Source organism: Rhizobium aureum, from assembly GCF_030182495.1.
In the GTDB taxonomy this organism is placed as follows: domain Bacteria; phylum Pseudomonadota; class Alphaproteobacteria; order Rhizobiales; family Rhizobiaceae; genus Rhizobium; species Rhizobium tropici_C.
The window spans coordinates 187,000-211,322 of sequence record NZ_JAQJCI010000005.1; the positions used below are offsets into that span (position 1 = coordinate 187,000).

Here is a 24,323-nt window from a genome sequence, read left to right on the forward strand (position 1 = left end):
GCCGTCAGAAATAGGCATCATAGCTGCCCGCTTGCAACGGGGAGCAATCGTGCGGCTCTTATTGATCGAAGACAATCCGGCTATAGGCAATGCCGTGCAGGATCATCTGCATGCGGACGGCTGGTCGGTCGACTGGTCGATCACTCTCGAATCCGCAACGGCCGCGGCCGCGTCGAGTAGGCATGATGTGGTTCTTCTCGACCTTCGATTGCCGGATGGAAGCGGCCTCGACATGCTGAGGCTCATGAAAGCGCGCGGCGATACGACGCCGGTCGTCGTCATGTCTGCCTATGATCAGCTCTCGGACCAGATGACCGCCATGAGCATCGGCGCCGTGGATTATCTGGTGAAGCCCTTTGCGCTCGCCGAGATGGCGGTCCGTGTGCGGAAGGCAGCCTCGCGCGGCAGCTTGAAGCGCATCCGCAATGTCAGCTGAGTCGCGGCTTTTCAGGATTGGGCTGACCTTGCCAGCCGCAGGACGTCGATCACGGCCAGGGCAGCGGCAAAGACCACCAACGACATGAGCCAGCCCAGAACGGCATCCGACAGGTAGTGCGCCCCGGTTATTACCCGCAGGACCGGCATCATGATCGAGATGATCGCGAGCGGAAGCCCGAGCCGGAGGCGCAGATGTGGCGGCAGCAGCAATATGAGGCAGAGCAGCCAGCCGCCGGACGACGCTTCTCCGGAAACGAAGGAGCAATTTCCAAGGCACTTACCGGCAAACGATCCTGCCTGGACGAAGTCGAGCGAACCGCCGAAGAGATCGGTGCTGCGCGGCCGCGGCCTGCCGGAATAGCTTTTAAGCAAGGTGTTCACGATGAGGCCGCAGCCGATGGTCAGCGATATCAATGCGGCGACATATCGATCCGTTATCGGCGTGCGCCATCGAGCGCCATGTTTGCGCCAGGATGAAATCAAACTCGCAACCAGGGTGACAGCGGCGATGTAGGGCAGGGCAAGCGTCACAGCCCGCACGATCTCGAGAAGAGGATTCTTGGCGAGTGCAAAGGCGCCACACACTTTGCCGGCTAGCGTGATCGACGCGCAAGGCGCCGCGGTGAAGACGCTCCTGGCGACGAGGAGATCGATAGCGGGGAAATGATAGAAGACGAACAGCAGCACCCACCAGAGCGTGAAGAGCGCCAGAAATGCGACGAAGGATCTGCTTACCGGGACCGTTCGTTTTGTATAGGCAATGGAATTATCGAACATCGGGAACGCCGGCCACGGTCTGAACAAGTTCAAAAGAGCGCCCGCCCGGGTTTGCAAAAAAAGCTGAGGCGGCCACTATCGAGTGTCCACTACGACAGAAGCCTGACAGCAGCCTGAAAGATCAAATGCTTAAGAAAATCGAACGGCACGACCAATGCCGGTCAGGTCGATCCTGACCGGTCGAACAGATCTCGACGTTGCCCTTGGTTGCGCTCTATTCGCCCGTCTGAAAATAGGCTTCCAGCCGATAGCCATCGGGATCGATGACGAAGGCGGCATAGTAGAACTGGCTGTAGTCCGGTCGGATGCCCGGCTTGCCGTTGTCTTCGCCGCCACTGGCGATGCCTGCGGCATAGAAGGCATCGACGGCAGCCTGGCTCGGGGCGATGAAACAGAAATGCAGGCCGGAGCCACGGTCGGCGGGCACGGGGCGCTCCACCTCGCTGACCCAGAACTGGGCGCGTTCCGCCCCATATCCGACCGTGCCGTCGAAATTGGTCAGACGTTCATAGCCAAGCGGTGCCAATGCAGCATCGTAGAACGCCTTTGCCCGCGCCAGATCTTTGACGCCGATCGAGATGTGGTCGAACATGAAAACCCGCTCCGTGTTGTCTGCGGAGTATTGCGAAGCCGCCCCTGGAAGATGCCAGCTTTCGAAGCCCGCAGGTTCAATTGGGTCTCACCATCTTGCAATGGTGATGGGAAGTCAACAAAGCGAAGCGACGGGTTATCGGATCGTTCGATCCAAATTTCCAATCGCGAATCGTCTGGGCGCTGTCGATCTTGATGAACTGCGCGGCGCCGGACATGGATTTGTCGGCGCCCGGCCGTAAGCTGATTTTTTTGAAACGATTGTCGATTTGCGAATGACTGCTTCGTCGTCAATATGAGCGGGCTTGTTAAGCGGCAATGGTGCCGGTGTCTCGCTTCCGGAGGATTTTTTCCATGCGTTTCATGTCTATCGTCACCTCTTCCCATCACATGGCTCCGACGCCGGAACTTGCCGAGGCCATGGGCAAGCTGGCCGATCGGGAGATCAAGGCCGGCCGCATGCTCGACACGGCCGGGCTGATGCCGCTTGCGACCGGAGCCCGCGTCACCATCAAGGATCGCAAGCTGAGCGTGATCGACGGCCCCTTCGTCGAGGCCAAGGAGATCGTCGGCGGCTATGCGATCTTCGAGCTGCAAAGCAAGGAGGAGGCCGTGGCGCTCGCGGTCGAGTTCATGCAGCTGCACAAGGATTTCATGCCCGGCTGGGAAGGCACATGTGAAGTGCGTGCCTATTTCGAGCCGGGCGCGGAGGGGGTATGCGATCCTCGCGCCGAAGCAAGGGCATGATGATTTCGGCCTGTCATCGGGGCGGGTGGCCGTGACGCCCGCCGGCACCCATCGGGCGATTCTGGCCGTCTGGCGGATCGAACAGCCACGGCTGATCACCAGCCTGGCGCGATTGCTGCGCGACGTACCGCTGGCCGAGGATCTCACTCAAGAAGCACTGATCGTGGCTCTGGAGCGATGGCCGGAAACGGGCATCCCCGAACGCCCTGGCGCTTGGCTGATGACTACCGCCAGGCGCCGGGCGCTCGATCATTTGCGCCGCCGCCGGATGCTTGACCAGAAGCACGAGTTGATCGTTCGGGAGATGGAGGAGGACGAGCGGATCATGCCTGATCTAGATACCCTTCTCGACGATGATATCGGCGACGAAATGCTGCGCCTGATCTTCACGGCGTGCCATCCGCTGATTTCGCGCGAGGCACGCGTGGCGCTGGCCTTGCGGATGATCTGCGGCCTGACGACGGAAGAGATCGCAAGGGCTTTTCTGGTGTCTGAAGCGACGATCGCCCAGCGCATCGTCCGCGCCAAGAAGACGTTATCGGAATCGGGGCTTTCCTACGAGACGCCGCACGGCGAGGAATTGTCGGAGCGCCTGGCCTCGGTGCTGGAGGTTGTCTATCTGATCTTCAACGAAGGCTACACGGCCGCACGCGGCGAGAACTGGCTTCGGCTGCAATTGTGCAATGAGGCACTGCGGCTGGGCAGGGTGTTGACCTCCGTCGCCCCGCTGGAGCCGGAGGCGCATGCGTTACTGGCCCTGATGGAACTGAATGCATCCCGCGTAGCGGCCCGGACGGACGCCGACGGCAACCCGATACTTTTGCTCGAGCAGAATCGCGCCCGCTGGGATCGCCTGCAGATTCGGCGCGGCTTGAAAGCGCTGAGGCGAGTAGAGCAGCTTAGGGGCGCCGACGGCCTTTATGCTTTGCAAGCCGCGATCATCGCATGCCATGCGAGGGCGAGGACATCGGATGAAACCGACTGGAGGCTGATCGCTGATCTTTACGCAGAGCTTGCCGAACTCACGCGTTCGCCGATCGTCGAGCTCAATCGCGCGGTTGCCGTCGGCATGGTCGAAGGTCCCGAAACGGCATTGGAGATCATTGAACGTCTTCGCGACGAGCCGGCGCTGAAGGGCTATCATCTTCTGCCGAGCGTTCGCGGCGATCTTCTTTATAAGCTTGGTCGATACGGCGAAGCGCGGCTGGCCTTCGAAACGGCAGCCACGATCGCTGAAAATCAAAGGGAGCGTGACCTGCTGCTGCGCCGCGCCGCCGAAGCCGCCGACGCGGAGAAGAGCTGATCCGCCCGGGAGGCGGATCAGCTTGTTTCAAGCTATTCTGCAGCCTGATAATTTGCGGCTCTCGCGGCGGATGAGCGCGGGCCGATGGCGGCAAGCAGCGTGATGGCAGCCGCGAGGATCGTCACGAAACCGATGCCGGCAATGTAGGGATTCCAGCCGAAGCTCGGTGCAGCGCTGAAGACGGCCGAGGCCGCTGCCAGGATAATGCCGCCGCCGATCTGGAAGGAGGCAAACAGCATGCCCGACGCCAGGCCGGATTCATCCTCGCCGACTTCGGACAGGGCCGCGACCTGGATTGACGGATAGGTCATGGCATAGCCGATACCGAGCAACAGCTGCGAGACGATAACGAGCACGATCGTATCGATCTGGCCGGCCGACAGCACCCAGAAAAGATAGCTGATGGCCTGCAATCCCACGCCGAAGGTCATCAGGAGCGTCGTTCCGCGGCTCTGGCCGATCGTGGCGAAGCGTGGCGCGAGGAACATGACGCAGGTCCCGCCGATGGCGAAAGCAAAACCCGTGGCAAAGGCCGACCAGCCGATGACGGTCTGATAATAGAGTGTCGCGATGAACTGGAAGCCGACATAGGCTCCCTGGTACAGCGCGGCAATGGCATTGGCATGGCTGAGCTTGGCACGCCGGAACATGGCGAGCGGCACCATCGGATCCCGGTGGCGGGACTCGACGACCAGGAAAAGCAGGATCAGAACGAGCGCTGCCACCAGAGAACCCCAGGTTGCAAATGCCTGCCAGCCATCGGCGGCGGCATTGGTGACGCCGAAGACGAAAAGCAGAAGGCCGGGTGTAATCGTCAATGCGCCGGCCCAATCGAAGGGAGGTCGCACGCCGCTTCTCTTGTGATCGGCGGGCAGGACGAGCGGCGCGACGATCAGCGCGAGGATGGCGATGGGAGCCCCCATGACCAGGGTCGCACGCCAGCTGATGATAGTCGCCGCACCGCCGAGCACCATGCCGAGCACGAAACCGGCGGCACCGGTGGAGGAGAAGACGCCGAGCGCCTTGGCGCGGGCGTTGCCTTCTCCGAAGACGGAGAGCAGGAGGGCAAGCGCGGCAGGGGCCGTGAAGGCGGCGGCGATGCCCTTGATCAGACGGGCGGCGATCAGGGTCGGAGCGCTATCGACGAACCCGCCGGCAATGCTGGCGGCGGCAAAGACGGCAAGCGACCAGAGGAAGACGCGGCGGTGGCCGAAAAGGTCGGCAACGCGGCCGCCAAGCAACAGAAAGCCGCCATAGCCGAGCACATAGGCGCTGACGGCCCATTGCAGCGAGGTGGCTTTCATACCTAATTCTGTCTGGATTGCGGGCAGCGCCACTCCAATGGTGGATACGTCCATGGCGTCCAGGAAATTGGCGGCGCATAGCAGCAGCAACGCCAATCCGGCCCCGCTTCGGGTTTGGGAAGAAGTCATCGGGATCGTTCCTTTCTAGGCTGCCGCCTCTTGGGAGGTTGAAAACGGCAGGGAACGAGAAAATGTACACCTTCAAACCCTATTGCAAATTGATAGTAACCATGTCAGGTATTACTGATAATGATGAATGATGCCACGCTTCGAAAGATCGATCTCAATCTGCTGCTCGCCTTCTCCGTGCTGATGCAGGAGCGGAATGTGAGCCGTGCGGCCGAGCGGCTGCTGCTCGGCCAGCCCGGGCTTTCTGCGGCGCTGCGCCGCCTGCGCGAGACGCTGGATGACGAATTGTTCGTGCGCGTCGGGCGCGGCTTGCAGCCCACGCCGCGGGCGCTGTCTATCGCGCCGGCGATCGAGGATGCGCTTTCCGGTATCGAGCGTGCCATCCGCCCGCCGGCGGCCTTCGATCCGGGAAGTTGGCAGGGGGAATTCCGCGTCGGACTCTGCGACAATCTCGAATCATCCTTCTTCGGGCCGCTGGCGGCGCGGCTGCGCCAGCTCGCGCCGAATGCCCGGCTGACCAGCGTTGCCTTCGACCGGCGTGATGCCGTGCGGCTGCTGGACGAGGGCGCCTTCGAATTCAGTATCTCCGTGCATGATGAGCCCGCTTCCTGGCATGTTCGCGCGCCGCTGTTCGAACAGGCTTCGCTCTGCATCTATGATGGCCGGCATCTCAAATGCGCGGCGCCGCTGAGCCTCAAGCATTTTGCCAGCGCGCCGCATGTGACTGTTTCGCTTGAAGGCTCCATATCCACCAGTGTCGATGTCGCTCTCGCGCGCCTCGGCCATCGCCGGCAAGTGGTGGCGACCGTTCCCCGCTTTTCGGCCCTGCCGACGACGCTACAAGCCATTCCCGCCATTGCGACGGTTCCCGAGGCGATTGCCCGCTGCATGGCGCAACTGCATGATCTTACGATTTCGGAGCCGCCTTTCGAGCTGCCGGCTGATCCGGTGACGATGCTCTATCGCCGCGTCGATCAGGCCGACAGCCGCTCGGTATGGTTCCGCCGCCTTTTCGTTGATGTCGTTAAGAAAGCGCTCGAGGCGAGCGGGTGCCGCATGGGTGTTTCCACGGATGCCTGCTGCTACGATCCGCCTGAACTCGCGGAAGCTGTTTGACCCTTCGAGCGGAGGCGCCATGATCCGTCGTACCTCGCGCCTTTCCCTGCGGATGCCGGAGGAGGGGGATATCGACTTTCTGACGGCCCTGTTCTTGCGGCCGGAAATGGTCGTCCATCGGCCGGATCCGAGGCCGGATTCTCCCAAAGAGAGTGCCCGGCGCCTGGCCCGTGACCGGGCACATTGGCGGCTGCATGGATTCGGGCGTTGGGCGATCGAAACGGAAGGGCGGCTGATCGGGTTCGGGGGCGTTACCGTTTCCACCGAATTCGAGGGGCTCAATCTCTCCTATCATCTGCATCCTGATCATTGGGGAAACGGCTATGCGACCGAGCTGGTGAGGGAGGCGCTGGCTTTCGCCCATAACGATCTGCAGGCGAAGCGCGTTATCGGGCTTGTACGCCCCGTCAATCTGGCCTCCCTGCGCGTGCTGGAAAAATGTGGATTCCATTTCGAGCGTGAAGTCATGCTGCATGGTGCGCCGACCCATCTGCTTTCCCATCGGCTGGCTGCGGCTGATATCGACGAGCCGACTTAGCCGTCCGGATAGGGCATGCCGTCCTTGTGCACGAAGCGTCCATCGGTGCTGGAGCTCATCATGTCGACATCCGAACAGGTAATTAGATCCGTGGGCGAGCGCGTGCCGGCCTCAAGATAAACAGCCGTCGTAGCCGATTTGTTGATCATGTGATGGCCGTTGCCCGAACCTTTCGGAAAGGCGGCACAATCGCCGGCGCGTAAGATGGTTTCACCATCATCCTCGATCAGCGTCAGTTCGCCCTCCAGTATATAGACGAATTCATCCTCCTCGGAATGCCAGTGCCGCTGGCTCGACCAGTTCCCCGGCGGCAGCCGCATCAGGTTGACGCCGAAATCCATGAGGCCGCCGGCATCGCCCAGCCGCTGGCGTATGCGCTCGGCGCAGGGGTCATTGAATGGGGCGGGATAACGCGTGCCTTTGACTTCGGGTATGGCTGCAATATCGATCTTCGGCATGATGATCCTGCCTGCGATTTGCCGTGGATGGATGTGCTGTCTCTGCAGAAGAGTCTACCAAAATTCGTCGCCACCAGTCCAGCAATGTATCTCGGTGGAGCATGGCAAACGGGGTTTAACTGTCTGTGTTGTCATCTAGTTGTCACCCGGTTGTCATCGTTCATACACATATGCGTTGTTTGAGCAACATGCCATATCTGGGTGCTGTCACATATGTTGAGGGCCTAGTTAAATCCTTGTCACGGGAAAATAGTAAATGCAGCTTACTAATCGAAGTGAGGCTTGTGCTTCGAATTAGGCACTGGAACTTGATGTCGAGCGACCCCCAGGTTCGTCCATCGCGCAAGTTCATTCGACGGATGGAGTTACCATGAACATCAAGAGTTTGCTTATCGGTTCTGCCGCTGCCCTCTGCATCGTATCCGGCGCACATGCTGCCGATGCCATCGTTGCCGCCGAACCGGAGCCGCTGGAATATGTCCGTATCTGCGACGCGTTCGGTGCGGGCTACTTCTTCATTCCCGGCACGGAGACCTGCTTGCGCGTCGGCGGCAAGGTTCGCACCGAAGGTCAGTGGAAGGATCCGTACAATCGCGCCAGCAACTTCGGCACCAAGTGGCATACCCGCGCCGAGCTCAACCTCAATACCGCAACCGATACCGAATATGGTCCGCTGAAGACCGAAACCATCGTGCGCTGGGATTGGAACGACGGCGGTTCCACCGGCACGAACCTGCTGTGGGCCTACATCAACCTCGGCGGCTTCAGCGTGGGCAAGACGGACTCGCAGTACAACCAGTTCATCGGTTACGCCGGCGACGTGATCCAGGACGACGTGATCTATGACGGCCCGTACGAGCTGAACCAGATCACCTACAACTACGACAGCGGCACGGGCTTCACCGGCGTCATCTCGCTCGAAGACAGCAACTCCGGAACGACGACCAGCGCCTATGGCGGAAGCTGGCAGCTCTCCAAGAGCGATCATTACGCTCCGAATGTTGTTGCCGGTCTCGGCTATAAAGCCGGCGCCTGGCAGTTTCGCGTGGTCGGCGGTTATGACTCCATCGTCGAAGAGGGGGCCATCAAGGCGCGCGTTGATGCCGATTTCGGCGTTTTCTCTGCCTTCCTGATGGGCGGGTGGAATACCGACGGCGACAAGCTCAACCAATATGCCGGTTCGAACCAGAACGTCTCGGCCTGCACGACTTCCGACGGCGTCGTTCACGGCGCAGATTGCGGCTGGGGTGACTGGGCAGTCTGGGGCGGCGTCGGCGTTCCGATCAACGACAAGCTGAAGTGGAACCTGCAGCTCGCCTATACCGATTCCAAGATCTTCGAAGCGACCACCAACGTCAAATTCAATCCGGTGAAGAACCTGCTCGTCGAGCCGGAGTTCACCTATGTTCACTATGATCTGCCGAGCGATGATAGCTTTTCGGGTATCCTCCGCTTCGAGCGAACCTTCTGAGGCTTTTGGTCTCGGCTGACGTTCACAGAAATGAGGCCCGGTCTTCGTATCGGGCCCCATCTGTCGTGACGGACGATTTCTGAATCTCCGTTCGCACCGCATCCTGCCGACCGGCACCGTGCGACGCATAGTGACCTCCAGCGCAGTCGTATCCAGACAGGCGTCGGTCACCCTTGGCAGTGGTCAAACAGCCGATAAAGGGAAGTCGGTTCGCTGTCATAAACCCAATGCTAATCAACGACTATCTCATTTTCGATAGCGCCCTTCGGCGCGACCAAAGGAAGCCCCATGAAGACGATCATGATACTTGCCGCAGTTGGAATGTTCTCCACGAACGCGATGGCCATGTCAGCCTATAATTCCAAGTCGATGACCTGCGCAGCCGTGCATGAAAAGATGGCTCAGGAAGGGTCGATCGTGCTGCGATATCCCTCACACCATCCGGGCCTGATGATGTACCATCGGACCGTCTCGAATTCGATGGCTTGCCTGGGGCAAGGCGCCATGGCCAGCGCCAGCGTGCCCACCAGCGACGATCCGAACTGCAAGATCAAGACCTGCAGCTTCGCGACCGGCAAGGGGCCGAACAAGAACCATTAGGTTGAGGAAAAGCCGTTTTCTTATAAAGCGAATGCCGGCGCGGCGGGGGCTTGCCGCCGGCTGGCGGGTTGAATTGATTACTGCCCCGCAAAGGGCAGGCACCCATTGTCGATCTGATTTCTGTCATCTCAACCGGATGTAGTGGTGTTGAAGCTGTGAAACCGCCTCTTTGGCCGGTTTCCGCAATTCCATTATGCGCTCGCCGCGTCGCTCATTGAGCTATCACAAGCTTATCGCTGCCGGATGGGAAGACGACCCGGAAAATGGCCGGTCTCCCCACGCCGATCTATTTCATCCACCTGAGCTGAAATCAGGCCGGGGCGTGGAGGCTTATCAATCGCAGACGCGGGTGCGGTACATATCGCCCCAAGCATTCTGGTGCCAGACCACATGGCATTGGGGATAATAAGCTGCCGGCGGTAAGTAGCTGGGTGCATAGGCGGGGCCGGCGTACATGGGCTCGGCATAGGCGTGAGGCGCGGTCGCACCGGCAATCAGAGCCCCGCCGATGACGGCGCCAGCGATGCCGGCGGCAAGGCCGCGGCCGAAATTGTTGTGAGCTTCAGCCTGGGAAGCGGTGGCAATTGACGTGCCTGCAATTGTCAAGGCGACCAGACCGGTGGCAACGAGCGTACGCATGGTGGTCCACATAGTCTTGATCCTTATGTCCAATAGGAGCGGCGCTTGGCCGCTGAGTACGATCAGACAATAGCGTGCCGAAGATTACCGCCGGACGTCCGTTGGGTTAAACCTTGGTAAGGTGGGGTGACTGGCGCTTGCCGGCATTTATCCTCGGAAGACATACGGGACGGCGATTCCAATTGAGCAGCTTCGCTTGCTTTGGATCTTCTTGATGCAATCGTTGCCGACCATAAGAATCTGGCGCACCCGACAGGATTCGAACCTGTGACCTTTGGAATCGGAATCCAACACTCTATCCAGCTGAGCTACGGGTGCATGCCTTGGGCGGTTTGAATCGCCTGTCCGATGGCTGGTTCTTAGCCCAGGAAAGGCTTGGCTTCAATGCGGAAAATTCAGGAAAGCGTGAGATCGGGCGTTTTGTTGGGATAAGGCCGCGGGCTTTGGGCGCGCGGCCTTGGTGTCATCGGCCGTTCCGGCTCATTCCTTCATCGCGCCGGGGCCGGGGGTGGCCTTCGGGGGGACCTTGCCGAGGATGATCATGCCAAGGACTTCGTCCTTGGTGACGTCTTCGGTGCGGGCGTGGCCGACGACCTGACCGTTTTTCATGACCGAGACGCGGTCGGCGAGGTCGAAGACATCGTGGATGTCGTGGCTGATGAGGAAGATGCCGATGCCTTCCTTCTTCAGCTGCTTGATCAGCTCGCCGACCTGCGCCGTCTCCTGGGGGCCGAGTGCCGCGGTCGGCTCGTCCATGATCAGGATGCGGGCATCGAAGAGGATGGCGCGGGCGATCGCGACCGACTGGCGCTGGCCGCCGGAAAGGGCCTTCACCGGCTCCTTGAAGCGTTTGAAGTTGGGGTTGAGGCGCCCCATGACCTCGCGGGCCTTGGCCTCCATCGCGACGTCATCGAGCGTTCCCCAGCGGGTCTGCAGCTCGCGGCCGAGATAAAGGTTGGCGGCGGCGTCGACATTGTCGGCGACGGCGAGCGTCTGGTAGATCGTCTCGATGCCGTATTTCTTGGCGTCGCGCGGGGTGCGGATATCGGCGGGTTCGCCGTTGATCAGGATATCGCCGCTGTCGCGCTTGTAGGCGCCGGAGAGAATCTTGATCAGCGTCGATTTGCCGGCGCCGTTATGGCCGAGAAGTGCGACGACTTCGCCGGGGTAGAGATCCACCGAGGCATTGTCGACCGCGTGGATACCGCCGAAGGAGATGGAAATGTTCTTCATTTCCACAAGCGGAGTGGTTTGATCCGTCATGGTTCAGAATTCCTTTTACTTGGCGCGCGAGCGGTAGACGATGTCGAGCCAGACGGCGATGACCAGGACGACGCCGACGACGACGTTCTGGATCGGCGTATCGACATTGGCGAGCCCCATGCCCGATTGCAGCGACTGCATGACCAGGGCGCCGAGCATGGCGCCGGCGATCGTGCCGCTGCCGCCGGCAAGCGAGGTGCCGCCGATGACGGCCGCAGCGATGGTGAAAAGCTCGTAGGTCGTGCCCTGCGAATTGGCGGCGGCGTTGAGGCGGGCCGTGGAGATAGCCGCGGCAACCGCCGCAAGCAGGCCCATCAGCGCGAAGATGCGTACCGTCACCCAACGGGTCTTGATGCCGGCGAGTTCTGCCGCTTCCGGATTACCGCCGATCGCGAAGACGTAACGGCCGAAGCGCAGGCGGGTGGCGATGAAGGTCATGACAATGCCGATGCCGACGGCGATCAGCACGGGCACGGCAATGCCGTAGGGGATATCGAGCCCGGTTTCCGGCCAGGGGATATTGTGCTCGGTCGCGTATTTCTTCGCGATGCCGACAGGCCAGTAATAGATGTTGAAGACGTAGATCGTCACAAGGACGAGGGCTGAGCCGAGGACGGCGAGGAAATATTCCGCCCAGAGCGGCCGGCGCGGGAAGTTGAAGCGCTTGCGCTGGTGGCGCCCGCCGACGATGCCGAGAACGATGAACAGGCAGGCGAGCCCGCCGAGGATCCAGCTCCATGTCGCACCGATCGAGCCCTCAGCGCCGCCGCCCATGATGCGGAAGGTGGCATCGAGCGGGGCAACCGTCTGGCCGCTGGTGACATACCAGGCAAGGCCGCGCCAGGCGAGGAAGCCGCCAAGGGTGACGATGAAGGAGGGAACATTGAAGAAAGCGATGATCACACCCTGGAAGGTGCCGAGCAGCGTGCCGACGGCGAGGCCGCAGAGCAGCGTGATGACCCAGGTCCAGGAGCTGTCGAAGCCGAGATAGGCCGGCAGATATTTCGCCTGGACGACGCCCATGACCATGGCGACGAAACCGAGCAGCGAGCCGACGGAAAGATCGATGTTGCGCGTGACGATGACGAGCACCATGCCGGTGGCAAGTACCGCAATTTCACAGGTCTGGACGGAAAGGTTCCAGAGATTTCGGGGCGTCAGGAACAGACCGCCGGTATAAAGATCGAAGCCGATCCAGATGATCAGCAGTGCGCCGACCATGCCGAGCAGGCGGGTATCGATTTCGGTGGCACGCAGGAAGCGCGTGATGACGCCTTCCTCTGCATTGCGCGGACCGCTCGATGTTGTGGAATGCGTCAGGTCGGCCATCGCTTTGCCGTTCTCCCACTGTTGGGCGCAGGCCAGCGAATGCTCTTTCTCGATCGCTGGGCAGTATCCGCGCTGGTCACAATAGACGTCATCGCTCGCCCATCCGGGTTTCCCGGTTCCACGACCGCCATCCGGCAGGCCGATCGGATATGCGATGACGCAACACATGCGGGAAGCCTTGTCCCTCCATTCTGGGTGGAGTTGCGGGCCTCTTATCCGCATTCGACGCCGCAACGGAGAGCCCCTTGCGGCGTCGGCATTATCTTCGGGTCAACCCGTCAGCCAGATGCTTACTTGCAGGCAGCGACGCTGCCGGCCTTGACGCCCTGGCAGGCTTCAGCCTTGCTGATCCAGCCGGCGTCGATGACGACGTTCAGGTTGTCCTTGGTGATCGGGATCGGGGTCAGGAAGACCGACTTCATCGCAACGTGCTTCGGGCCGCCGTTGAAGGTCTGGACGCCTTCGATCTGGTCCTGGGTCTTGCCGCCGGCAAGAGCGATGGCGATTTCAGCAGCGCGCTTGCCGAGTTCGCGCGAGTCCTTCCAGACCGAAACGGTCTGCGTGCCGAGCGCGATGCGGTTCAGAGCTGCCTTGTCGGCGTCCTGGCCGGAAACCGGAACGGAACCGGCGAGGCCCTGGGCGTCGAGTGCTGCGACAGCGCCGCCGGCGGTGCCGTCGTTGGAGGCGACGACCGCATCAACCTTGTTGTTGTTGGCGGTCAGGAACTGCTCCATGTTGCGCTGCGCGTTCTGCGGCAGCCAGCCGTCCGTGTAGGCTTCACCGACGTTCTTGATCTTGCCGGCGTCGATGGCGGACTTCAGCACTTCGATCTGGCCGGAGAAGAGGAAGTCGGCATTCGGGTCGGACGACGAGCCCTTGATGAAGACATAGTTGCCTTCCGGCTTTGCCTTCAGAACTTCGCGAGCCTGCATGCGGCCCACTTCCTTGTTGTCGAAGGTGATGTAGAAGGCGGCCGGATTTTCGATCAGGCGGTCGTAGCCGACAACCGGAATGCCTTCGTCGGCAGCCTTCTCAACGGCCGGGCCGATGGCGTCGGAATCCTGCGCCAGGATGATGAGGGCATTGGCGCCCTGCGAAATCAGCGACTCGACATCAGTCAGCTGCTTGGAAGCAGACGATTGGGCGTCGGCGGAAATATATTTGGCGCCGGCTGCTGCAAGCGCCTTCTTGATGGCTGCTTCATCGGTCTTCCAACGCTCTTCCTGGAAATTCGACCAGGAAACGCCGACGACGAGATCCTTGGCGAATGCGGCCGTCTGCATGGTCAAAACGATGGCCGCGCCCGCAGCCAGCTTGATGAAAGCTTTCATGTGATCCTCCCGATTGAATGCGACCGCACGTATCCTGAACTCCCGTCGGCCGCGGCGAAAATGCTGACAAGAAAAGCTTTGGACTTTTTTCTCGACAGTCGAGAAATTTAGTGTCAGAGATTTTTTCAGCTGTCAACACCCGCGCCGCCAGGTTTCATCGGTCGTCCGAAAAAGCTATCAGGGGCTGCGGAGGAGGAGGGTTGAATGAGCAGGGAGTTTGCCGATGCTGGCCAAATCGAGCACCGAATTGGTCCGTCAAAAGAACAGCGCCTTGGTCTTGTCGGCGCTGCGCCGGCACGGCCCGCTCGCCCATACGGAGCTCTCTGATTTCACGAAGCTTTCCTCCGCGACCGTGTCGGTCATCACGGCCGATCTCGAACGGGCGCAGATCATCGAAAAGGCCGAGCAGCAGGCGGCCAGCGGCCGCGGGCGGCCGCGTGTTTTGTTTTCACAGCGGCGTGACTGCGGCTATCTGATCGTCGTCGTCATCTCGTCGGATGCCGTGCAATATTCCCTTGTCGATTATACCGGACGCCTGATCGATCGTTTTACCGAGGATCGGCAGCAGAATGTCGTGGGTGTCGACCGTTTCGTGGCAGGATTGCGCGATGCCTTGGACCGGATCGTCACCCGTTCGCAATTGCCACGCGACAAGGTGCTGATGATCTCGATCAGCAGCAAGGGGCTCGTCGATACCTCGGAGCCGGTGCTGCGCTGGTCGCCGATCTTCGGGCGTGAGGAAATCGATTTCGCCGCCGTGCTTCGCGACGAATGGTCGGCGCAAGTCATTCTCGGCAACGAAACACTGCTGGTGGCCGCAGCCCTCGGGCGGCAGGAGGAAATCAGCACGCATGGCGGTTTCCGCGCAATGGCGGCGCTCTCGCTTGGTCATAGTATCGGGCTCGGCATCGTGCGCCGGGATCAGGAAGGCAATCATCATATATCGGCGCCGAATTTCGGGCATATGATGCATGTGCCGGGCGGCGGCCTTTGCCGCTGCGGCGCGCGCGGCTGCATCGAGGCCTATGCCGGTTTTTACGCCATGCTGCGCACGGCCTTCGATGTGCCGCTCGACACGATCCCGGCGAAGTTCGTTCCGATTGCCGAGCTGGATAAGATCGCCGCGAGCGCGCGTCATGGCGGACGCCGCAATGTGCTGGCCTTCCGTCAGGCCGGTCTGGCGCTCGGCAATGGTCTTTCGCGTGTGTTGAGCCTGCACGAGCGGATGCCGATCGTCATCACTGGGCCGGGCGTACGCTACTATGATCTGCTGATCGAGGGCATAACAGAAGGCCTGGCGGAATCGCACGTCGTGCGCATGGAAGGCATGCCGGAGCTGCGGGTCATCGCCGACGAGCCGACGCTTGTCTTCGAAGGGCATCTGAACCGCGCATTTTCGATCATCGACAATGATATCGTGAAGAGGGGAGCCTCGGTCGTCGAGCTGCGCGATCAGGCGGGTTGAGAGGTGAGGGCGGGGCAAGGCTTGGCAATGCGGCTGGCCGCAGGGTCGTCATCCCGATCAATCTGACAGGCCCAAGGGCTGTTCGTCTTCGCGGACCTGAAGAATACGGTCGATCAGCCCCCATTCCAGAGCCTCTTCCGCCGTCATGAAGTGGTCGCGATCCATGGCGCGTTCGAATTCTTCGTAGGAGCGTCCGCAATGCTCGGCATAAAGCCGCGTCATGCGATGCTTCGTTCGCCTCATTTCTTCCGCGTGGATAAAGATGTCCGATGCCTGTCCCTGGAATCCGCCCAATGGCTGATGAATATGGATGCTGGCATTTGGAAGCGCGGTGCGCTCACCCGGCTGGCCGGACATCAAGAGGAAGGAGCCCATCGAACGGGCGGTTCCCATGCATAGCGTATGCACCGGCGCGCGGATGTAATGCATGGTGTCGTACATTGCGAGACCGCTGGTCACGACGCCACCGGGTGAATTGATGTAGAGATGGATCGGCCTCTTGGGATTTTCGGCTTCCAGGAAAAGCAGTTGCGCGCAGACGAGGGCGGAGACGTCATCGTTCACCTCGCCATTCAGGAAGATGATTCTCTCGCGCAGCAGGCGGGAATAGATGTCGAAAGACCGCTCCCCTCTGCTGGATTGTTCGACAACCATGGGGACGAGTTGCATCGCTTCGCGCATCGGCGAACTCCAATGTTCTTGAGATTTGAGGTGTGGTCGATGCCGTCAGGCGGCGCGCATGACGGTCAGGCTGTTATTGTTTGCCGCAGCCTTTTCAGCCGTGCGAAGCCGTACATCATCCAGTTCGTGGATGATTCGCAGGCTCGTGCCGCCATTCGCATTCGGGGCTATCCTGAAGGTTACGGTACTTTCGAGGAATGGTGGTGCGTCGTCACGCAGGCGGTAGCGCACCTCTTTACCCGGTGTGACGGAGATTGCCTGAGGATCGGCCAGGGCTTCGTTCGGCAGCCAGTTTTCGCGAAGTTCGGGGGTGCTGACCGCGCGCCAGACCTTCTGGGGAGGCTCATCGAGATCGTACTCAAGTTGGACGCCAGGTTTTCGCAGAGCTGTCTTCAGGTCATTCATTGATCCATATCCTTCAGCAACACCTTGAGAGCTTCGATGCGGGCGGGCCAGTAGGCGCGGTATTTCGCCAGCCATTGCGCGATGAGGGCCAGCCCCTCCGGATCGACTTCATAATTCACGAACCGCCCCTGCCGTTCTTCCCTGACCAGCCCGGCGCCCCGCAGAACGGCGAGATGCTGGGACATGGCCGGTTGACTGATATCAATGCCTTCGCGCAGAGCGCTGGCGTTCATGCCGCCCGCAGCCAGCTTTTCAAAAATGGCGCGCCGGGTCGGATCCGCCAAAGCCCGGAATATCTCGTTCTCTATCATGAGAACAGATAAGCATGTACTTATGTGATTCGCAAGAAGTTTCGGTGAGGGAACGGCGCAACCTCGAAGGGCAGAGATGCTTGGGCCTTGCTGCCAAAGAAAAAGTCCGCCGCGAAGCGATTCGCGGCGGACTTTTGGGAGGATTGTATTCCTGCGGGAATAGGGGACTGCTTAGCCGATCTTTACCAGACGGCCTTCCTTTACCGACTGCAGGGCGGCATCCGCCAGCTTCAGTGCGGCAAGACCATCGGTGCCCGAGGGGGTGATGGTGGCACCCTTTTCGATCGCGGCGATGAAGCTCGCGATCTCGTTGGCATAGGCTTCGGTGTAGCGCGTCATGAAGAAATCGTGCAGAGGCGGGCGGGTGTAGCCATCGCCGTTGGCGACTTCGATCGAGAAGGGGCGCTGGTTTTCGGCCGATACCATGCCCTTCGAGCCGTGAATCTCGATGCGCTGATCGTAGCCATAGGTGGCGCGGCGGGAGTTGGAGATGATCGCCTGCTTGCCCGACGCGGTCTGGAGGATGACGGAAACGCTGTCGTAATCGCCGGCTTCGCCGATCGCCTTGTCGACCAGCACGGCGGCGGTGGCGGTGACGGCCACGGGCTCTTCGCCGAGCAGGAAGCGGGCCATGTCGAAATCATGGATGGTCATATCGCGGAAAATGCCGCCGGAGCGCTTGATGTAATCGACCGGCGGGGCGCCCGGATCGCGCGAGGTGATCGTCACCATTTCGACCGTGCCAATGCGGCCTTCGTCAATGGCCTTCTTGACGGCCATGAAATGCGGATCGAAGCGGCGGTTGAAGCCGACCATCAGCTTGCCCTTGGTTTCATTGACGACCTTGATGCAGGCCTCGACACGGGCGACGTCGAGATCGATGGGCTTTTCGCAGAAGACGGCCTTGCCGGCGCGAGAGAAGCGCTCGATGAGATCGGCATGGGTATCGGTTGGTGTGCAGATGACGACAGCATCGATATCCTTGGCCGCCTCAATCGCCTCGATGGTGCGTACTTCGCAGCCATAAGCGGCCGAAATGGCTTCCGCAGCCGCCGGAAAGGCATCCGCGACAGCGACAAGCTTGGCGTTGGCATCGCCGCTAACGGCCTTCGCATGCACCTTGCCAATGCGTCCGGCGCCGAGCAGACCAAATCTGACAGTCATTTTTACCTCCCTGGATTCGGAACAAATGAGCCGAATATCAATTTCTTCGGAATTTTCATTCCATTTTCCCGGGAAGCCGTCAAGCCGCCCGGACTTCACAATTCCGAAAATCATAGCGCCCTGCCGGCATATCCGGAATTTGCCCGCGACACCTTATTTTATCCAGGCGCTTCACAATTTTCCCGATGATGCGCTAAAGACAAGTCTTCTTGAACAGGCAAAAGAGACCCATGCAACTGATCGATCCCAGCCACCCACTCTATAAACCGCTTTGGGTACGCATCCTCATCGTGGCCGTCTGTTTTGGCTGGGCAGCCGTCGAAATCCTTGGCTCGCAGCCGTTCTGGGCGATGCTGTCGGGTGCGCTCGGCGCCTATTCGGCCTGGATGCTGCTTCTGAATTTCAAGCCGCAGCCGCCTGCGGCAACCAGCGACGCGCCCGCGCAGGATGATGCCGCCGGAGATGACGAGCCCACCGAAGACAAGAAATAATCATTGCCTGAGGCGGCGGATGGCTTCGTCGATCAGCTGATTGGCAAGCGTCATGCGGGTCGTTGCCTGTTCGCGGAACAGGGCTGCGACGCTATCGGGATGATTGGCCTTGGCGAAGCTGCGGCGTTTTTCCTGCAGGGCTTCACGTGTGTGTTCGAGAGTGATTGCGAGTTCCGCGGCGATCTCTTCCCGTGACGTCCGGCTCAGATATTCCGGCATGGTTGGCGGCTCCGGCTCTTGCGGCGCGGATTCGGGTTCCGGTTCAGGCGGGATGATCGTGTCGCCGAGATTGTCGCGATAGGCTTCGTCGGGCCGATGGGCGTCCGGCGTCTCGCCGCCCAGCACCGTCGCGGCAAAGCTGACGTTCAGGCCGCGGATGCGATGTGCGGCCTCTTCCTCTTCCGCAGGCTCCTCTTCGCTGTCGAGGCGATAGAGCACGGATTGAAACAATGATTGCTTGAACAGCATGCGTGGTCTCCACGCCACGTTTCATAGGAGCGGAAGTTGGCGCGGAGCTTATGGCGCCAGCGCTTCTTCGTTCAGCTCAGCGAGAGATGCCGGCTCTCTTCCAGGATCATGTCGTGTAGCAGCCGTGCGCTCGGCGGCATGGCGCGTTCGCGGGCGGTGATGAGGCTGTAGGGCCTTACGTCGATATCGAAATCGATCGGCAGGATAGAGGATTCGCCGGCCTGGGACGTTTGCCCGCAGATGAATTGCGCCATGTCGAGGGCAACCGGCGCGATCGCATCCGTCTTGCAGACCACGGCCAGCGTCAGCAGCAGCGACGAGGTGTTGACGACGTTTTCGGGCAGGGGCACGCCGGCGGCGAGAAAGATGTCTTCCACCTTGCGGCGAAGCAATGTGCCCGGCGGTTGGAATACCCAGTCGTAACCGGCCAGATCGTGCAGGCTGGCCACACCTTTTTCAAGCAGCGGATGTCCGTTGCGAACCACCAGGCATGCCTTTTCGACACCGATTTCGTGGGTGGTAAAGAGGCGCGGATCGAGGTCGTCGGGAATGCGGCTGATGATGAAGTCGTGACGGGCCGCCAGCAGCTCGCGCGCGAGCACATTGCTGTTTTCCACTTCGATGTTGATCTCGATGCCCGGATAGGTGCGTGTCACGCGCTGGATCGCCGGCACGACAAGGCTGATCGCCGGCGCGGTCACAGCCCCCAAAAAAACGGAGCCGCCCTTGCCCGTTCGCAAAGCGCCAAGCTCCCGACCTGCCTCGCGCAGCTCCAGCAGGATCTTGCGCGCCCGTTTCGCGAGCGCAAGGCCGAATGGGGTCAGCACGACGCCCCGGGCGACGCGCTCGTAGAGCGGACTTTTAACAATCGACTCCATTTCGGAAAGCATGCGCGAAGCCGCAGGTTGTGACATGTTCATGGACTCAGCGGCCGCGGAAATTTGCCCGTGATCCTCGATCGTAACGATCATTCGCAGGTGATTGAGCTTCAAACCGGCTTTCAGCAACGTGTCGTCGCGAAAATTGTCGGAATGAATCTCAATGCCTTCGCTCAAATAATCGTTATATATTTTCTCCATGGCGGCCAAATTTCCCCTTCATCGGCAAAAAAGTACTATTTTTTAACATTATATCAAACTTGGTATATGTTTTACCAGTTATTCTATTTGACAGTTATACGAAATCATACGAGTTTGCCGATCGTGCGCTGGTTACAGCTCACAAACCGTGAGAGCGTGGAGGAGACCTACTTCGTTTCTCACAATTAGAAGTAAACCATTCCTTCTACGGAACCTGCCGCAGTTTCGGGCGGGCATTTTTTGTCCGCCGCATTAACAACAAGGGAGAGAGTAATGAAATCCATTATCTCATTGATGGCTGGCGCTGCGTTCGGCGTCGCTACGCTGGTGGTACCTGCCTTCGCGGCGGATAAAGGCACGGTAGGCATCGCCATGCCGACCAAGGCTTCGGCCCGCTGGATCGATGACGGCAACAATATCGTCAAGCAGCTCCAGGCTGCCGGTTACGGCACCGATCTGCAGTATGGCGATGACGACATTCCGAACCAGCTCTCGCAGATCGAAAACATGGTCACCAAGGGCGACAAGGTTCTCGTCATCGCTTCGATCGACGGCACCACGCTGTCCGACGTCCTGCAGAAGGCTCACGATGCCGGCATCAAGGTCATCGCCTATGACCGCCTGATCCGCAACAGCCCGAACGTCGACTATTATGCGACCTTCGATAACTTCAAGGTCGGCGTCCTGCAGGCAAATTCGATCGTCGACGCTCTCGGCCTCAAGGATGGCAAGGGTCCGTTCAACATCGAGCTGTTCGGCGGTTCTCCGGACGACAACAACGCCTTCTTCTTCTATGACGGCGCAATGTCGGTCCTGAAGCCGTACATCGACAGCGGCAAGCTGGTCGTAAAGTCCGGCCAGATGGGCATGGACAAGGTCGGTACGCTGCGTTGGGACCCGGCAACGGCCCAGGCTCGTATGGATAACCTGCTGTCGGCTTACTACACCGATTCCCACGTCGATGCCGTTCTGTCGCCGTATGACGGCCTGTCGATCGGTATCCTCTCCTCGCTCAAGGGCGTTGGTTACGGTTCCGGCGGCGTGAAGCTCCCGATCGTTACCGGCCAGGACTCCGAAATTCCGTCGGTCAAGTCGATCATCGCCGACGAGCAGCACTCCACGATCTTCAAGGACACCCGTGACCTCGCCAAGGTCACCGTCAACATGGTCAACGCGCTGATGGAAGGCAAGACGCCTGAGGTCAACGACACCAAGACCTACGACAACGGCGTCAAGGTTGTTCCGTCCTACCTGCTGACCCCGGTCGCAGTCGACAAGACCAACTACGAGAAGATCCTCGTCGAGGGCGGTTACTACAAGGCTGATCAGCTGAAGTAATTTTCCAACATAGCGGTCAGGGCTCGCCGAAACGCGGGCCCTGGCTTTGATATTTAAGACGATCGCGCGGTCTGCTATGTTCGATCGCGGCGTTGGATACGGACAATGGACAATACCATCCTCGAAATGCGGAGCATTACCAAGTCGTTCCCCGGTGTGAACGCCCTGGAAAATGTCAATCTGAAAGTCCGTCAGGGCGAGATACATGCTTTGGTCGGCGAAAATGGAGCCGGCAAATCCACTCTCATGAAGGTGCTCTCGGGCGTTTACCCGGCCGGCACCTATGACGGCGACATCTACTATGATGGTGCGGTTCGCCAGTTCAGGACCATCAAGGATTCCGAAGAAATCGGCATCATCATCATCCATCAGGAGCTGGCGCTCGTGCCGCTGCTGTCGATTGCCGAAAATATCTTCCTGGGCAATGAAGTCGTCGCCAATGGCATGATCAATTGGCAGGAAACCTTCACCCGCACCAAGCAGCTCCTTGCCAAGGTCGGCCTCAAGGAATCTCCGAACACGCTCGTGACCGACATTGGCGTCGGCAAACAGCAGCTCGTCGAGATCGCCAAGGCCTTGTCGAAGAGCGTCAAGCTTCTCATTCTCGACGAGCCGACGGCATCGCTCAACGAAAGCGATTCCGATGCTCTCCTCAATCTCCTCATGGAGTTCCGCAACCAGGGCATCACCTCGATCATCATCACGCACAAGCTCAACGAAGTGCGCAAGGTGGCCGATCAGATCACGGTGCTGCGCGACGGCATGGCGGTGAAGGCACTGGACTGTCACGAGGAAGAGATCAGCGAAGACATCATCATCCGCAACATGGTGGGGCGCGAGCTCGCCGACCGCTATCCGCCGCGCTCGGTGCCGATCGGAGAGACCATCTTCGAAGTCAGGAACTGGAATGCGTTCCATCAGCAGCACCGCGATCGTCAGGTTCTGCACAACATCAACATCAATGTGCGCAAGGGCGAAGTGGTCGGTATTGCCGGCCTGATGGGTGCGGGACGCACCGAATTCGCCATGAGCGTCTTCGGCAAGTCCTATGGCCACAAGATCAGCGGCGAAGTCCTGGTCGATGGCAAGCCGGTCGATACCAGCACCGTTCGCAGGGCGATCGACGCCGGCCTCGCCTATGTGACGGAAGACCGCAAGCAGCTCGGCCTCGTTCTGACGAACAATATCCTGCACAATACGACGCTTGCCAATCTGATGGGCGTCTCTAAGGGAACGGTCATCGACGACGTACGCGAGCTGCAGGTGGCGACGAATTATCGCGCCAAACTGCGCATCCGTTCGTCCGGTGTTTTCCAGGAAGCAGGCAATCTGTCCGGCGGCAACCAGCAGAAGGTGGTGCTGTCGAAGTGGCTGTTCTCGGATCCGGATGTCCTGATCCTCGACGAGCCGACGCGCGGCATCGATGTCGGCGCCAAATACGAAATTTATTCCATCATCAACCAGCTTGCCGCCGACGGAAAGGGCGTTCTGATGATCTCATCGGAAATGCCCGAGCTTCTCGGTACCTGCGACCGCATCTACGTCATGAATGAGGGTCGAATCGTTGCCGAGCTGCCGAAGGCAGAGGCAAGCCAGGAGAGTATCATGCGCGCTATCATGCGCTCAGGGGAGAAGCATCAATGAGTTCGGCCAACCCAGCCACGGAAAGCAGCCACGTCGTTTCGATCGGCGACCACATCCGCAACAACATCCGCGAATACGGCATGCTGATTGCGCTCGTCGTCATCATGCTGTTGTTCCAGTATCTCACCAACGGCGTTCTGTTCAGGCCGCAGAACCTGACCAACATCGTGCTGCAGAACTCGTTCATCGTCATCATGGCGCTTGGCATGCTGCTGGTCATCGTGGCCGGGCATATCGACCTGTCGGTCGGTTCCGTCGTCGGCTTCGTCGGCGCGGTTGCGGGCGTACTGGTCGTGCAGATGCATATGAACCTGGCGCTTGCGACGGTCATTTGTCTTCTGATGGGGGCCGCGGTCGGGGCCTGGCATGGATATTTCATCGCCTACCACCGCATTCCGTCGTTTATCGTCACGCTCTCCGGCATGCTGGTCTTCCGCGGCTTGACCTACACGATCATCAACACGACCGGCAACGGCAGCAGCATCGGTCCGTTCCCGCCGGCGTTCCAGATCGTCGCGACCGGCTTCGTTCCCGATTTCATCGATATGGGCGGCATCCGTTCGACATCGATCTTCCTGACGATCGCCATCCCGATCGTCATGTTCCTGCTTGCATGGCGCCGCCGCAGCGTTAACGAGAAGCACGGCATCGATGTCGAGCCATTCGGCTTCTTCGTCGGCCAGAATATGGTGGTTGCCGCAGCGACCATCTTCATCGGTTACCAGATTTCCTCCTACAGAGGACTGCCGAACGTTCTGGTTCTCATGCTGTTGCTGATCGCGCTCTACAGCTTCGCGACGCAGCGCACCACGATCGGCCGCCGCATCTATGCCATGGGCGGCAATGAGAAGGCGACGAAGCTTTCGGGTATCGATACCCGCCGGCTGACTTTCTACACCTTCATCAACATGGGTATTCTTGCCAGCATCGCCGGCATCATCATCGCCACGCGCCTGAATTCGGCAACGGCCAAGGGCGGCGACGGCCTTGAGCTCGACGTGATCGCGGCCTGCTTCATCGGTGGCGCTTCGGCCTCCGGCGGCGTCGGCAAGGTGACGGGTGCCGTTATCGGTGCCTTGATCATGGGCGTGCTGAACCAGGGCATGTCGATCCTCGGATACCAGACGGACTCGCAGAAGATGATCAAGGGTGCAGTCCTGCTCGCCGCCGTGTTCATCGACGTCTACAACAAGAACAAGGGCTGATCGCTCAAGCGACCAGCCGAGACTTTAAAAACCAAATC

26 protein-coding genes and 1 tRNA gene are annotated in these 24,323 nt (G+C 60.0%); 12 read left to right on the forward strand and 15 right to left on the reverse strand.

Annotated features, from left to right (window positions below; translation table 11 throughout):
* Window positions 1-49: 49 nt before the first annotated feature.
* Window positions 50-436 (forward strand): response regulator transcription factor, encoded by a 387-nt coding sequence (locus tag PH552_RS15020; protein ID WP_183762925.1) that lies wholly within the window; start codon window positions 50-52, stop codon window positions 434-436.
* Between the two features lie 11 nt (window positions 437-447).
* On the opposite strand, the gene PH552_RS15025 is transcribed toward PH552_RS15020, so the two are convergent.
* Together PH552_RS15025 and PH552_RS15030 are read right to left on the reverse strand one after the other, a co-directional pair.
* Window positions 448-1,215, reverse strand: a complete 768-nt coding sequence (locus PH552_RS15025; RefSeq protein ID WP_112340371.1) for a phosphatase PAP2 family protein — start codon at window positions 1,213-1,215, stop codon at window positions 448-450.
* A gap of 214 nt (window positions 1,216-1,429) precedes the next feature.
* Window positions 1,430-1,807: a VOC family protein gene (locus PH552_RS15030; protein ID WP_112340370.1), complete on the reverse strand. Its 378-nt coding sequence runs from the start codon at window positions 1,805-1,807 to the stop codon at window positions 1,430-1,432.
* Between the two features lie 353 nt (window positions 1,808-2,160).
* On the opposite strand from PH552_RS15030, the gene PH552_RS15035 reads away from it, so the two are divergent.
* Both PH552_RS15035 and PH552_RS15040 read left to right on the forward strand, forming a co-directional pair.
* Complete coding sequence (locus PH552_RS15035; RefSeq protein WP_113250552.1) at window positions 2,161-2,553, forward strand: YciI family protein; 393 nt, start codon at window positions 2,161-2,163, stop codon at window positions 2,551-2,553.
* Between the two features lie 31 nt (window positions 2,554-2,584).
* The gene (locus PH552_RS15040) at window positions 2,585-3,856 is read left to right on the forward strand and encodes an RNA polymerase sigma factor (protein WP_112340561.1); all 1,272 of its coding nucleotides are present in this window, start codon (window positions 2,585-2,587) and stop codon (window positions 3,854-3,856) included.
* Window positions 3,857-3,888: 32 nt separating this feature from the next.
* Here PH552_RS15040 and PH552_RS15045 read toward each other — a convergent pair whose 3' ends face one another.
* Window positions 3,889-5,289 carry an MFS transporter gene (locus tag PH552_RS15045; protein WP_112340367.1) on the reverse strand — a complete coding sequence of 467 codons (1,401 nt, stop codon included), beginning with the start codon at window positions 5,287-5,289 and terminating at the stop codon, window positions 3,889-3,891.
* A 120-nt stretch (window positions 5,290-5,409) separates the two neighbouring features.
* Between PH552_RS15045 and PH552_RS15050 the strand changes: the two genes are divergently transcribed.
* Both PH552_RS15050 and PH552_RS15055 read left to right on the forward strand, forming a co-directional pair.
* The gene (locus PH552_RS15050) at window positions 5,410-6,405 is read left to right on the forward strand and encodes a LysR family transcriptional regulator (protein WP_112340366.1); all 996 of its coding nucleotides are present in this window, start codon (window positions 5,410-5,412) and stop codon (window positions 6,403-6,405) included.
* A 19-nt stretch (window positions 6,406-6,424) separates the two neighbouring features.
* On the forward strand, window positions 6,425-6,943 hold the full coding sequence (locus tag PH552_RS15055; RefSeq protein WP_112340365.1) for a GNAT family N-acetyltransferase: 519 nt from the start codon (window positions 6,425-6,427) through the stop codon (window positions 6,941-6,943).
* On the opposite strand, the gene PH552_RS15060 is transcribed toward PH552_RS15055, so the two are convergent.
* Window positions 6,940-7,401, reverse strand: a complete 462-nt coding sequence (locus tag PH552_RS15060) for a cupin domain-containing protein (RefSeq protein WP_112340364.1) — start codon at window positions 7,399-7,401, stop codon at window positions 6,940-6,942. The two genes, PH552_RS15055 and PH552_RS15060, sit on opposite strands and share 4 nt — an antisense overlap.
* Window positions 7,402-7,771: 370 nt before the next feature.
* Between PH552_RS15060 and PH552_RS15065 the strand changes: the two genes are divergently transcribed.
* Together PH552_RS15065 and PH552_RS15070 are read left to right on the forward strand one after the other, a co-directional pair.
* Window positions 7,772-8,872 carry a porin gene (locus PH552_RS15065; protein ID WP_112340363.1) on the forward strand — a complete coding sequence of 367 codons (1,101 nt, stop codon included), beginning with the start codon at window positions 7,772-7,774 and terminating at the stop codon, window positions 8,870-8,872.
* A 288-nt stretch (window positions 8,873-9,160) separates the two neighbouring features.
* The gene (locus tag PH552_RS15070; protein WP_112340362.1) at window positions 9,161-9,472 is read left to right on the forward strand and encodes a hypothetical protein; all 312 of its coding nucleotides are present in this window, start codon (window positions 9,161-9,163) and stop codon (window positions 9,470-9,472) included.
* A 333-nt stretch (window positions 9,473-9,805) separates the two neighbouring features.
* Here PH552_RS15070 and PH552_RS15075 read toward each other — a convergent pair whose 3' ends face one another.
* From PH552_RS15075 to xylF, 5 genes are all read right to left on the reverse strand, one after another.
* Window positions 9,806-10,123, reverse strand: a complete 318-nt coding sequence (locus PH552_RS15075) for a hypothetical protein (RefSeq protein WP_112340361.1) — start codon at window positions 10,121-10,123, stop codon at window positions 9,806-9,808.
* Window positions 10,124-10,352: 229 nt separating this feature from the next.
* A tRNA-Arg gene (locus PH552_RS15080) sits at window positions 10,353-10,429 on the reverse strand.
* A 162-nt stretch (window positions 10,430-10,591) separates the two neighbouring features.
* Window positions 10,592-11,374 carry an ATP-binding cassette domain-containing protein gene (locus PH552_RS15085; protein ID WP_112340578.1) on the reverse strand — a complete coding sequence of 261 codons (783 nt, stop codon included), beginning with the start codon at window positions 11,372-11,374 and terminating at the stop codon, window positions 10,592-10,594.
* A 15-nt stretch (window positions 11,375-11,389) separates the two neighbouring features.
* On the reverse strand, window positions 11,390-12,703 hold the full coding sequence (locus tag PH552_RS15090; RefSeq protein ID WP_112340721.1) for a sugar ABC transporter permease: 1,314 nt from the start codon (window positions 12,701-12,703) through the stop codon (window positions 11,390-11,392).
* Window positions 12,704-12,993: 290 nt separating this feature from the next.
* Window positions 12,994-14,034: a D-xylose ABC transporter substrate-binding protein gene (gene xylF, locus PH552_RS15095; protein WP_112340579.1), complete on the reverse strand. Its 1,041-nt coding sequence runs from the start codon at window positions 14,032-14,034 to the stop codon at window positions 12,994-12,996.
* 223 nt (window positions 14,035-14,257) lie between these two features.
* Between xylF and PH552_RS15100 the strand changes: the two genes are divergently transcribed.
* On the forward strand, window positions 14,258-15,499 hold the full coding sequence (locus PH552_RS15100) for an ROK family transcriptional regulator (protein ID WP_112340580.1): 1,242 nt from the start codon (window positions 14,258-14,260) through the stop codon (window positions 15,497-15,499).
* A gap of 57 nt (window positions 15,500-15,556) precedes the next feature.
* On the opposite strand, the gene PH552_RS15105 is transcribed toward PH552_RS15100, so the two are convergent.
* The 4 genes from PH552_RS15105 to iolG all read right to left on the reverse strand — a co-directional run bounded on the left by PH552_RS15105 (window position 15,557) and on the right by iolG (window position 18,060).
* Window positions 15,557-16,180: an ATP-dependent Clp protease proteolytic subunit gene (locus PH552_RS15105; protein WP_112340581.1), complete on the reverse strand. Its 624-nt coding sequence runs from the start codon at window positions 16,178-16,180 to the stop codon at window positions 15,557-15,559.
* A gap of 45 nt (window positions 16,181-16,225) precedes the next feature.
* The gene (locus tag PH552_RS15110) at window positions 16,226-16,585 is read right to left on the reverse strand and encodes an SRPBCC family protein (protein WP_112340582.1); all 360 of its coding nucleotides are present in this window, start codon (window positions 16,583-16,585) and stop codon (window positions 16,226-16,228) included.
* A complete protein-coding gene (locus tag PH552_RS15115; protein ID WP_112340583.1) occupies window positions 16,582-16,896 on the reverse strand; it encodes an ArsR/SmtB family transcription factor in 315 nt (104 codons plus the stop codon). Before PH552_RS15115 ends, PH552_RS15110 begins: the two co-directional genes overlap by 4 nt.
* A 171-nt stretch (window positions 16,897-17,067) precedes the next feature.
* Window positions 17,068-18,060 carry an inositol 2-dehydrogenase gene (iolG, locus tag PH552_RS15120; RefSeq protein WP_112340722.1) on the reverse strand — a complete coding sequence of 331 codons (993 nt, stop codon included), beginning with the start codon at window positions 18,058-18,060 and terminating at the stop codon, window positions 17,068-17,070.
* Between the two features lie 230 nt (window positions 18,061-18,290).
* Here iolG and PH552_RS15125 point away from each other — a divergent pair, with 230 nt between their 5' ends.
* Window positions 18,291-18,551 carry a hypothetical protein gene (locus tag PH552_RS15125; protein ID WP_112340584.1) on the forward strand — a complete coding sequence of 87 codons (261 nt, stop codon included), beginning with the start codon at window positions 18,291-18,293 and terminating at the stop codon, window positions 18,549-18,551.
* On the opposite strand, the gene PH552_RS15130 is transcribed toward PH552_RS15125, so the two are convergent.
* On the reverse strand, window positions 18,552-19,019 hold the full coding sequence (locus tag PH552_RS15130; protein ID WP_183762927.1) for a hypothetical protein: 468 nt from the start codon (window positions 19,017-19,019) through the stop codon (window positions 18,552-18,554).
* Window positions 19,020-19,090: 71 nt separating this feature from the next.
* Window positions 19,091-20,098 (reverse strand): LysR family transcriptional regulator, encoded by a 1,008-nt coding sequence (locus PH552_RS15135; RefSeq protein ID WP_112340586.1) that lies wholly within the window; start codon window positions 20,096-20,098, stop codon window positions 19,091-19,093.
* A gap of 273 nt (window positions 20,099-20,371) precedes the next feature.
* On the opposite strand from PH552_RS15135, the gene chvE reads away from it, so the two are divergent.
* From chvE to mmsB, 3 genes are all read left to right on the forward strand, one after another.
* Window positions 20,372-21,436, forward strand: coding sequence for a multiple monosaccharide ABC transporter substrate-binding protein (gene chvE / locus PH552_RS15140; RefSeq protein ID WP_112340587.1), 1,065 nt, complete (start codon window positions 20,372-20,374; stop codon window positions 21,434-21,436).
* 105 nt (window positions 21,437-21,541) lie between these two features.
* Window positions 21,542-23,080, forward strand: coding sequence for a multiple monosaccharide ABC transporter ATP-binding protein (mmsA, locus tag PH552_RS15145; protein ID WP_112340588.1), 1,539 nt, complete (start codon window positions 21,542-21,544; stop codon window positions 23,078-23,080).
* Window positions 23,077-24,285 carry a multiple monosaccharide ABC transporter permease gene (mmsB, locus tag PH552_RS15150; RefSeq protein ID WP_112340589.1) on the forward strand — a complete coding sequence of 403 codons (1,209 nt, stop codon included), beginning with the start codon at window positions 23,077-23,079 and terminating at the stop codon, window positions 24,283-24,285. Before mmsA ends, mmsB begins: the two co-directional genes overlap by 4 nt.
* Window positions 24,286-24,323: the final 38 nt, after the last annotated feature.

Excerpts from the sequence above, each read along its gene's own strand:
- iolG (WP_112340722.1), bottom strand. The coding sequence starts at position 18,060 with ATGACTGTCAGATTTGGTCTGCTCGGCGCCGGACGCATTGGCAAGGTG.
- PH552_RS15070 (WP_112340362.1), top strand. The coding sequence starts at position 9,161 with ATGAAGACGATCATGATACTTGCCGCAGTTGGAATGTTCTCCACGAAC.
- PH552_RS15035 (WP_113250552.1), top strand. The coding sequence starts at position 2,161 with ATGCGTTTCATGTCTATCGTCACCTCTTCCCATCACATGGCTCCGACG.
- mmsB (WP_112340589.1), top strand. The coding sequence starts at position 23,077 with ATGAGTTCGGCCAACCCAGCCACGGAAAGCAGCCACGTCGTTTCGATC.
- PH552_RS15115 (WP_112340583.1), bottom strand. The coding sequence starts at position 16,896 with ATGATAGAGAACGAGATATTCCGGGCTTTGGCGGATCCGACCCGGCGC.
- xylF (WP_112340579.1), bottom strand. The coding sequence starts at position 14,034 with ATGAAAGCTTTCATCAAGCTGGCTGCGGGCGCGGCCATCGTTTTGACC.
- PH552_RS15105 (WP_112340581.1), bottom strand. The coding sequence starts at position 16,180 with ATGCGCGAAGCGATGCAACTCGTCCCCATGGTTGTCGAACAATCCAGC.
- PH552_RS15130 (WP_183762927.1), bottom strand. The coding sequence starts at position 19,019 with ATGCTGTTCAAGCAATCATTGTTTCAATCCGTGCTCTATCGCCTCGAC.
- PH552_RS15060 (WP_112340364.1), bottom strand. The coding sequence starts at position 7,401 with ATGCCGAAGATCGATATTGCAGCCATACCCGAAGTCAAAGGCACGCGT.
- PH552_RS15025 (WP_112340371.1), bottom strand. The coding sequence starts at position 1,215 with ATGTTCGATAATTCCATTGCCTATACAAAACGAACGGTCCCGGTAAGC.
- PH552_RS15135 (WP_112340586.1), bottom strand. The coding sequence starts at position 20,098 with ATGGAGAAAATATATAACGATTATTTGAGCGAAGGCATTGAGATTCAT.
- PH552_RS15100 (WP_112340580.1), top strand. The coding sequence starts at position 14,258 with ATGCTGGCCAAATCGAGCACCGAATTGGTCCGTCAAAAGAACAGCGCC.
- PH552_RS15110 (WP_112340582.1), bottom strand. The coding sequence starts at position 16,585 with ATGAATGACCTGAAGACAGCTCTGCGAAAACCTGGCGTCCAACTTGAG.
- PH552_RS15125 (WP_112340584.1), top strand. The coding sequence starts at position 18,291 with ATGCAACTGATCGATCCCAGCCACCCACTCTATAAACCGCTTTGGGTA.
- PH552_RS15055 (WP_112340365.1), top strand. The coding sequence starts at position 6,425 with ATGATCCGTCGTACCTCGCGCCTTTCCCTGCGGATGCCGGAGGAGGGG.
- PH552_RS15090 (WP_112340721.1), bottom strand. The coding sequence starts at position 12,703 with ATGGCCGACCTGACGCATTCCACAACATCGAGCGGTCCGCGCAATGCA.
- PH552_RS15045 (WP_112340367.1), bottom strand. The coding sequence starts at position 5,289 with ATGACTTCTTCCCAAACCCGAAGCGGGGCCGGATTGGCGTTGCTGCTG.
- PH552_RS15085 (WP_112340578.1), bottom strand. The coding sequence starts at position 11,374 with ATGACGGATCAAACCACTCCGCTTGTGGAAATGAAGAACATTTCCATC.
- mmsA (WP_112340588.1), top strand. The coding sequence starts at position 21,542 with ATGGACAATACCATCCTCGAAATGCGGAGCATTACCAAGTCGTTCCCC.
- PH552_RS15030 (WP_112340370.1), bottom strand. The coding sequence starts at position 1,807 with ATGTTCGACCACATCTCGATCGGCGTCAAAGATCTGGCGCGGGCAAAG.
- PH552_RS15075 (WP_112340361.1), bottom strand. The coding sequence starts at position 10,123 with ATGTGGACCACCATGCGTACGCTCGTTGCCACCGGTCTGGTCGCCTTG.
- chvE (WP_112340587.1), top strand. The coding sequence starts at position 20,372 with ATGAAATCCATTATCTCATTGATGGCTGGCGCTGCGTTCGGCGTCGCT.
- PH552_RS15065 (WP_112340363.1), top strand. The coding sequence starts at position 7,772 with ATGAACATCAAGAGTTTGCTTATCGGTTCTGCCGCTGCCCTCTGCATC.
- PH552_RS15050 (WP_112340366.1), top strand. The coding sequence starts at position 5,410 with ATGATGAATGATGCCACGCTTCGAAAGATCGATCTCAATCTGCTGCTC.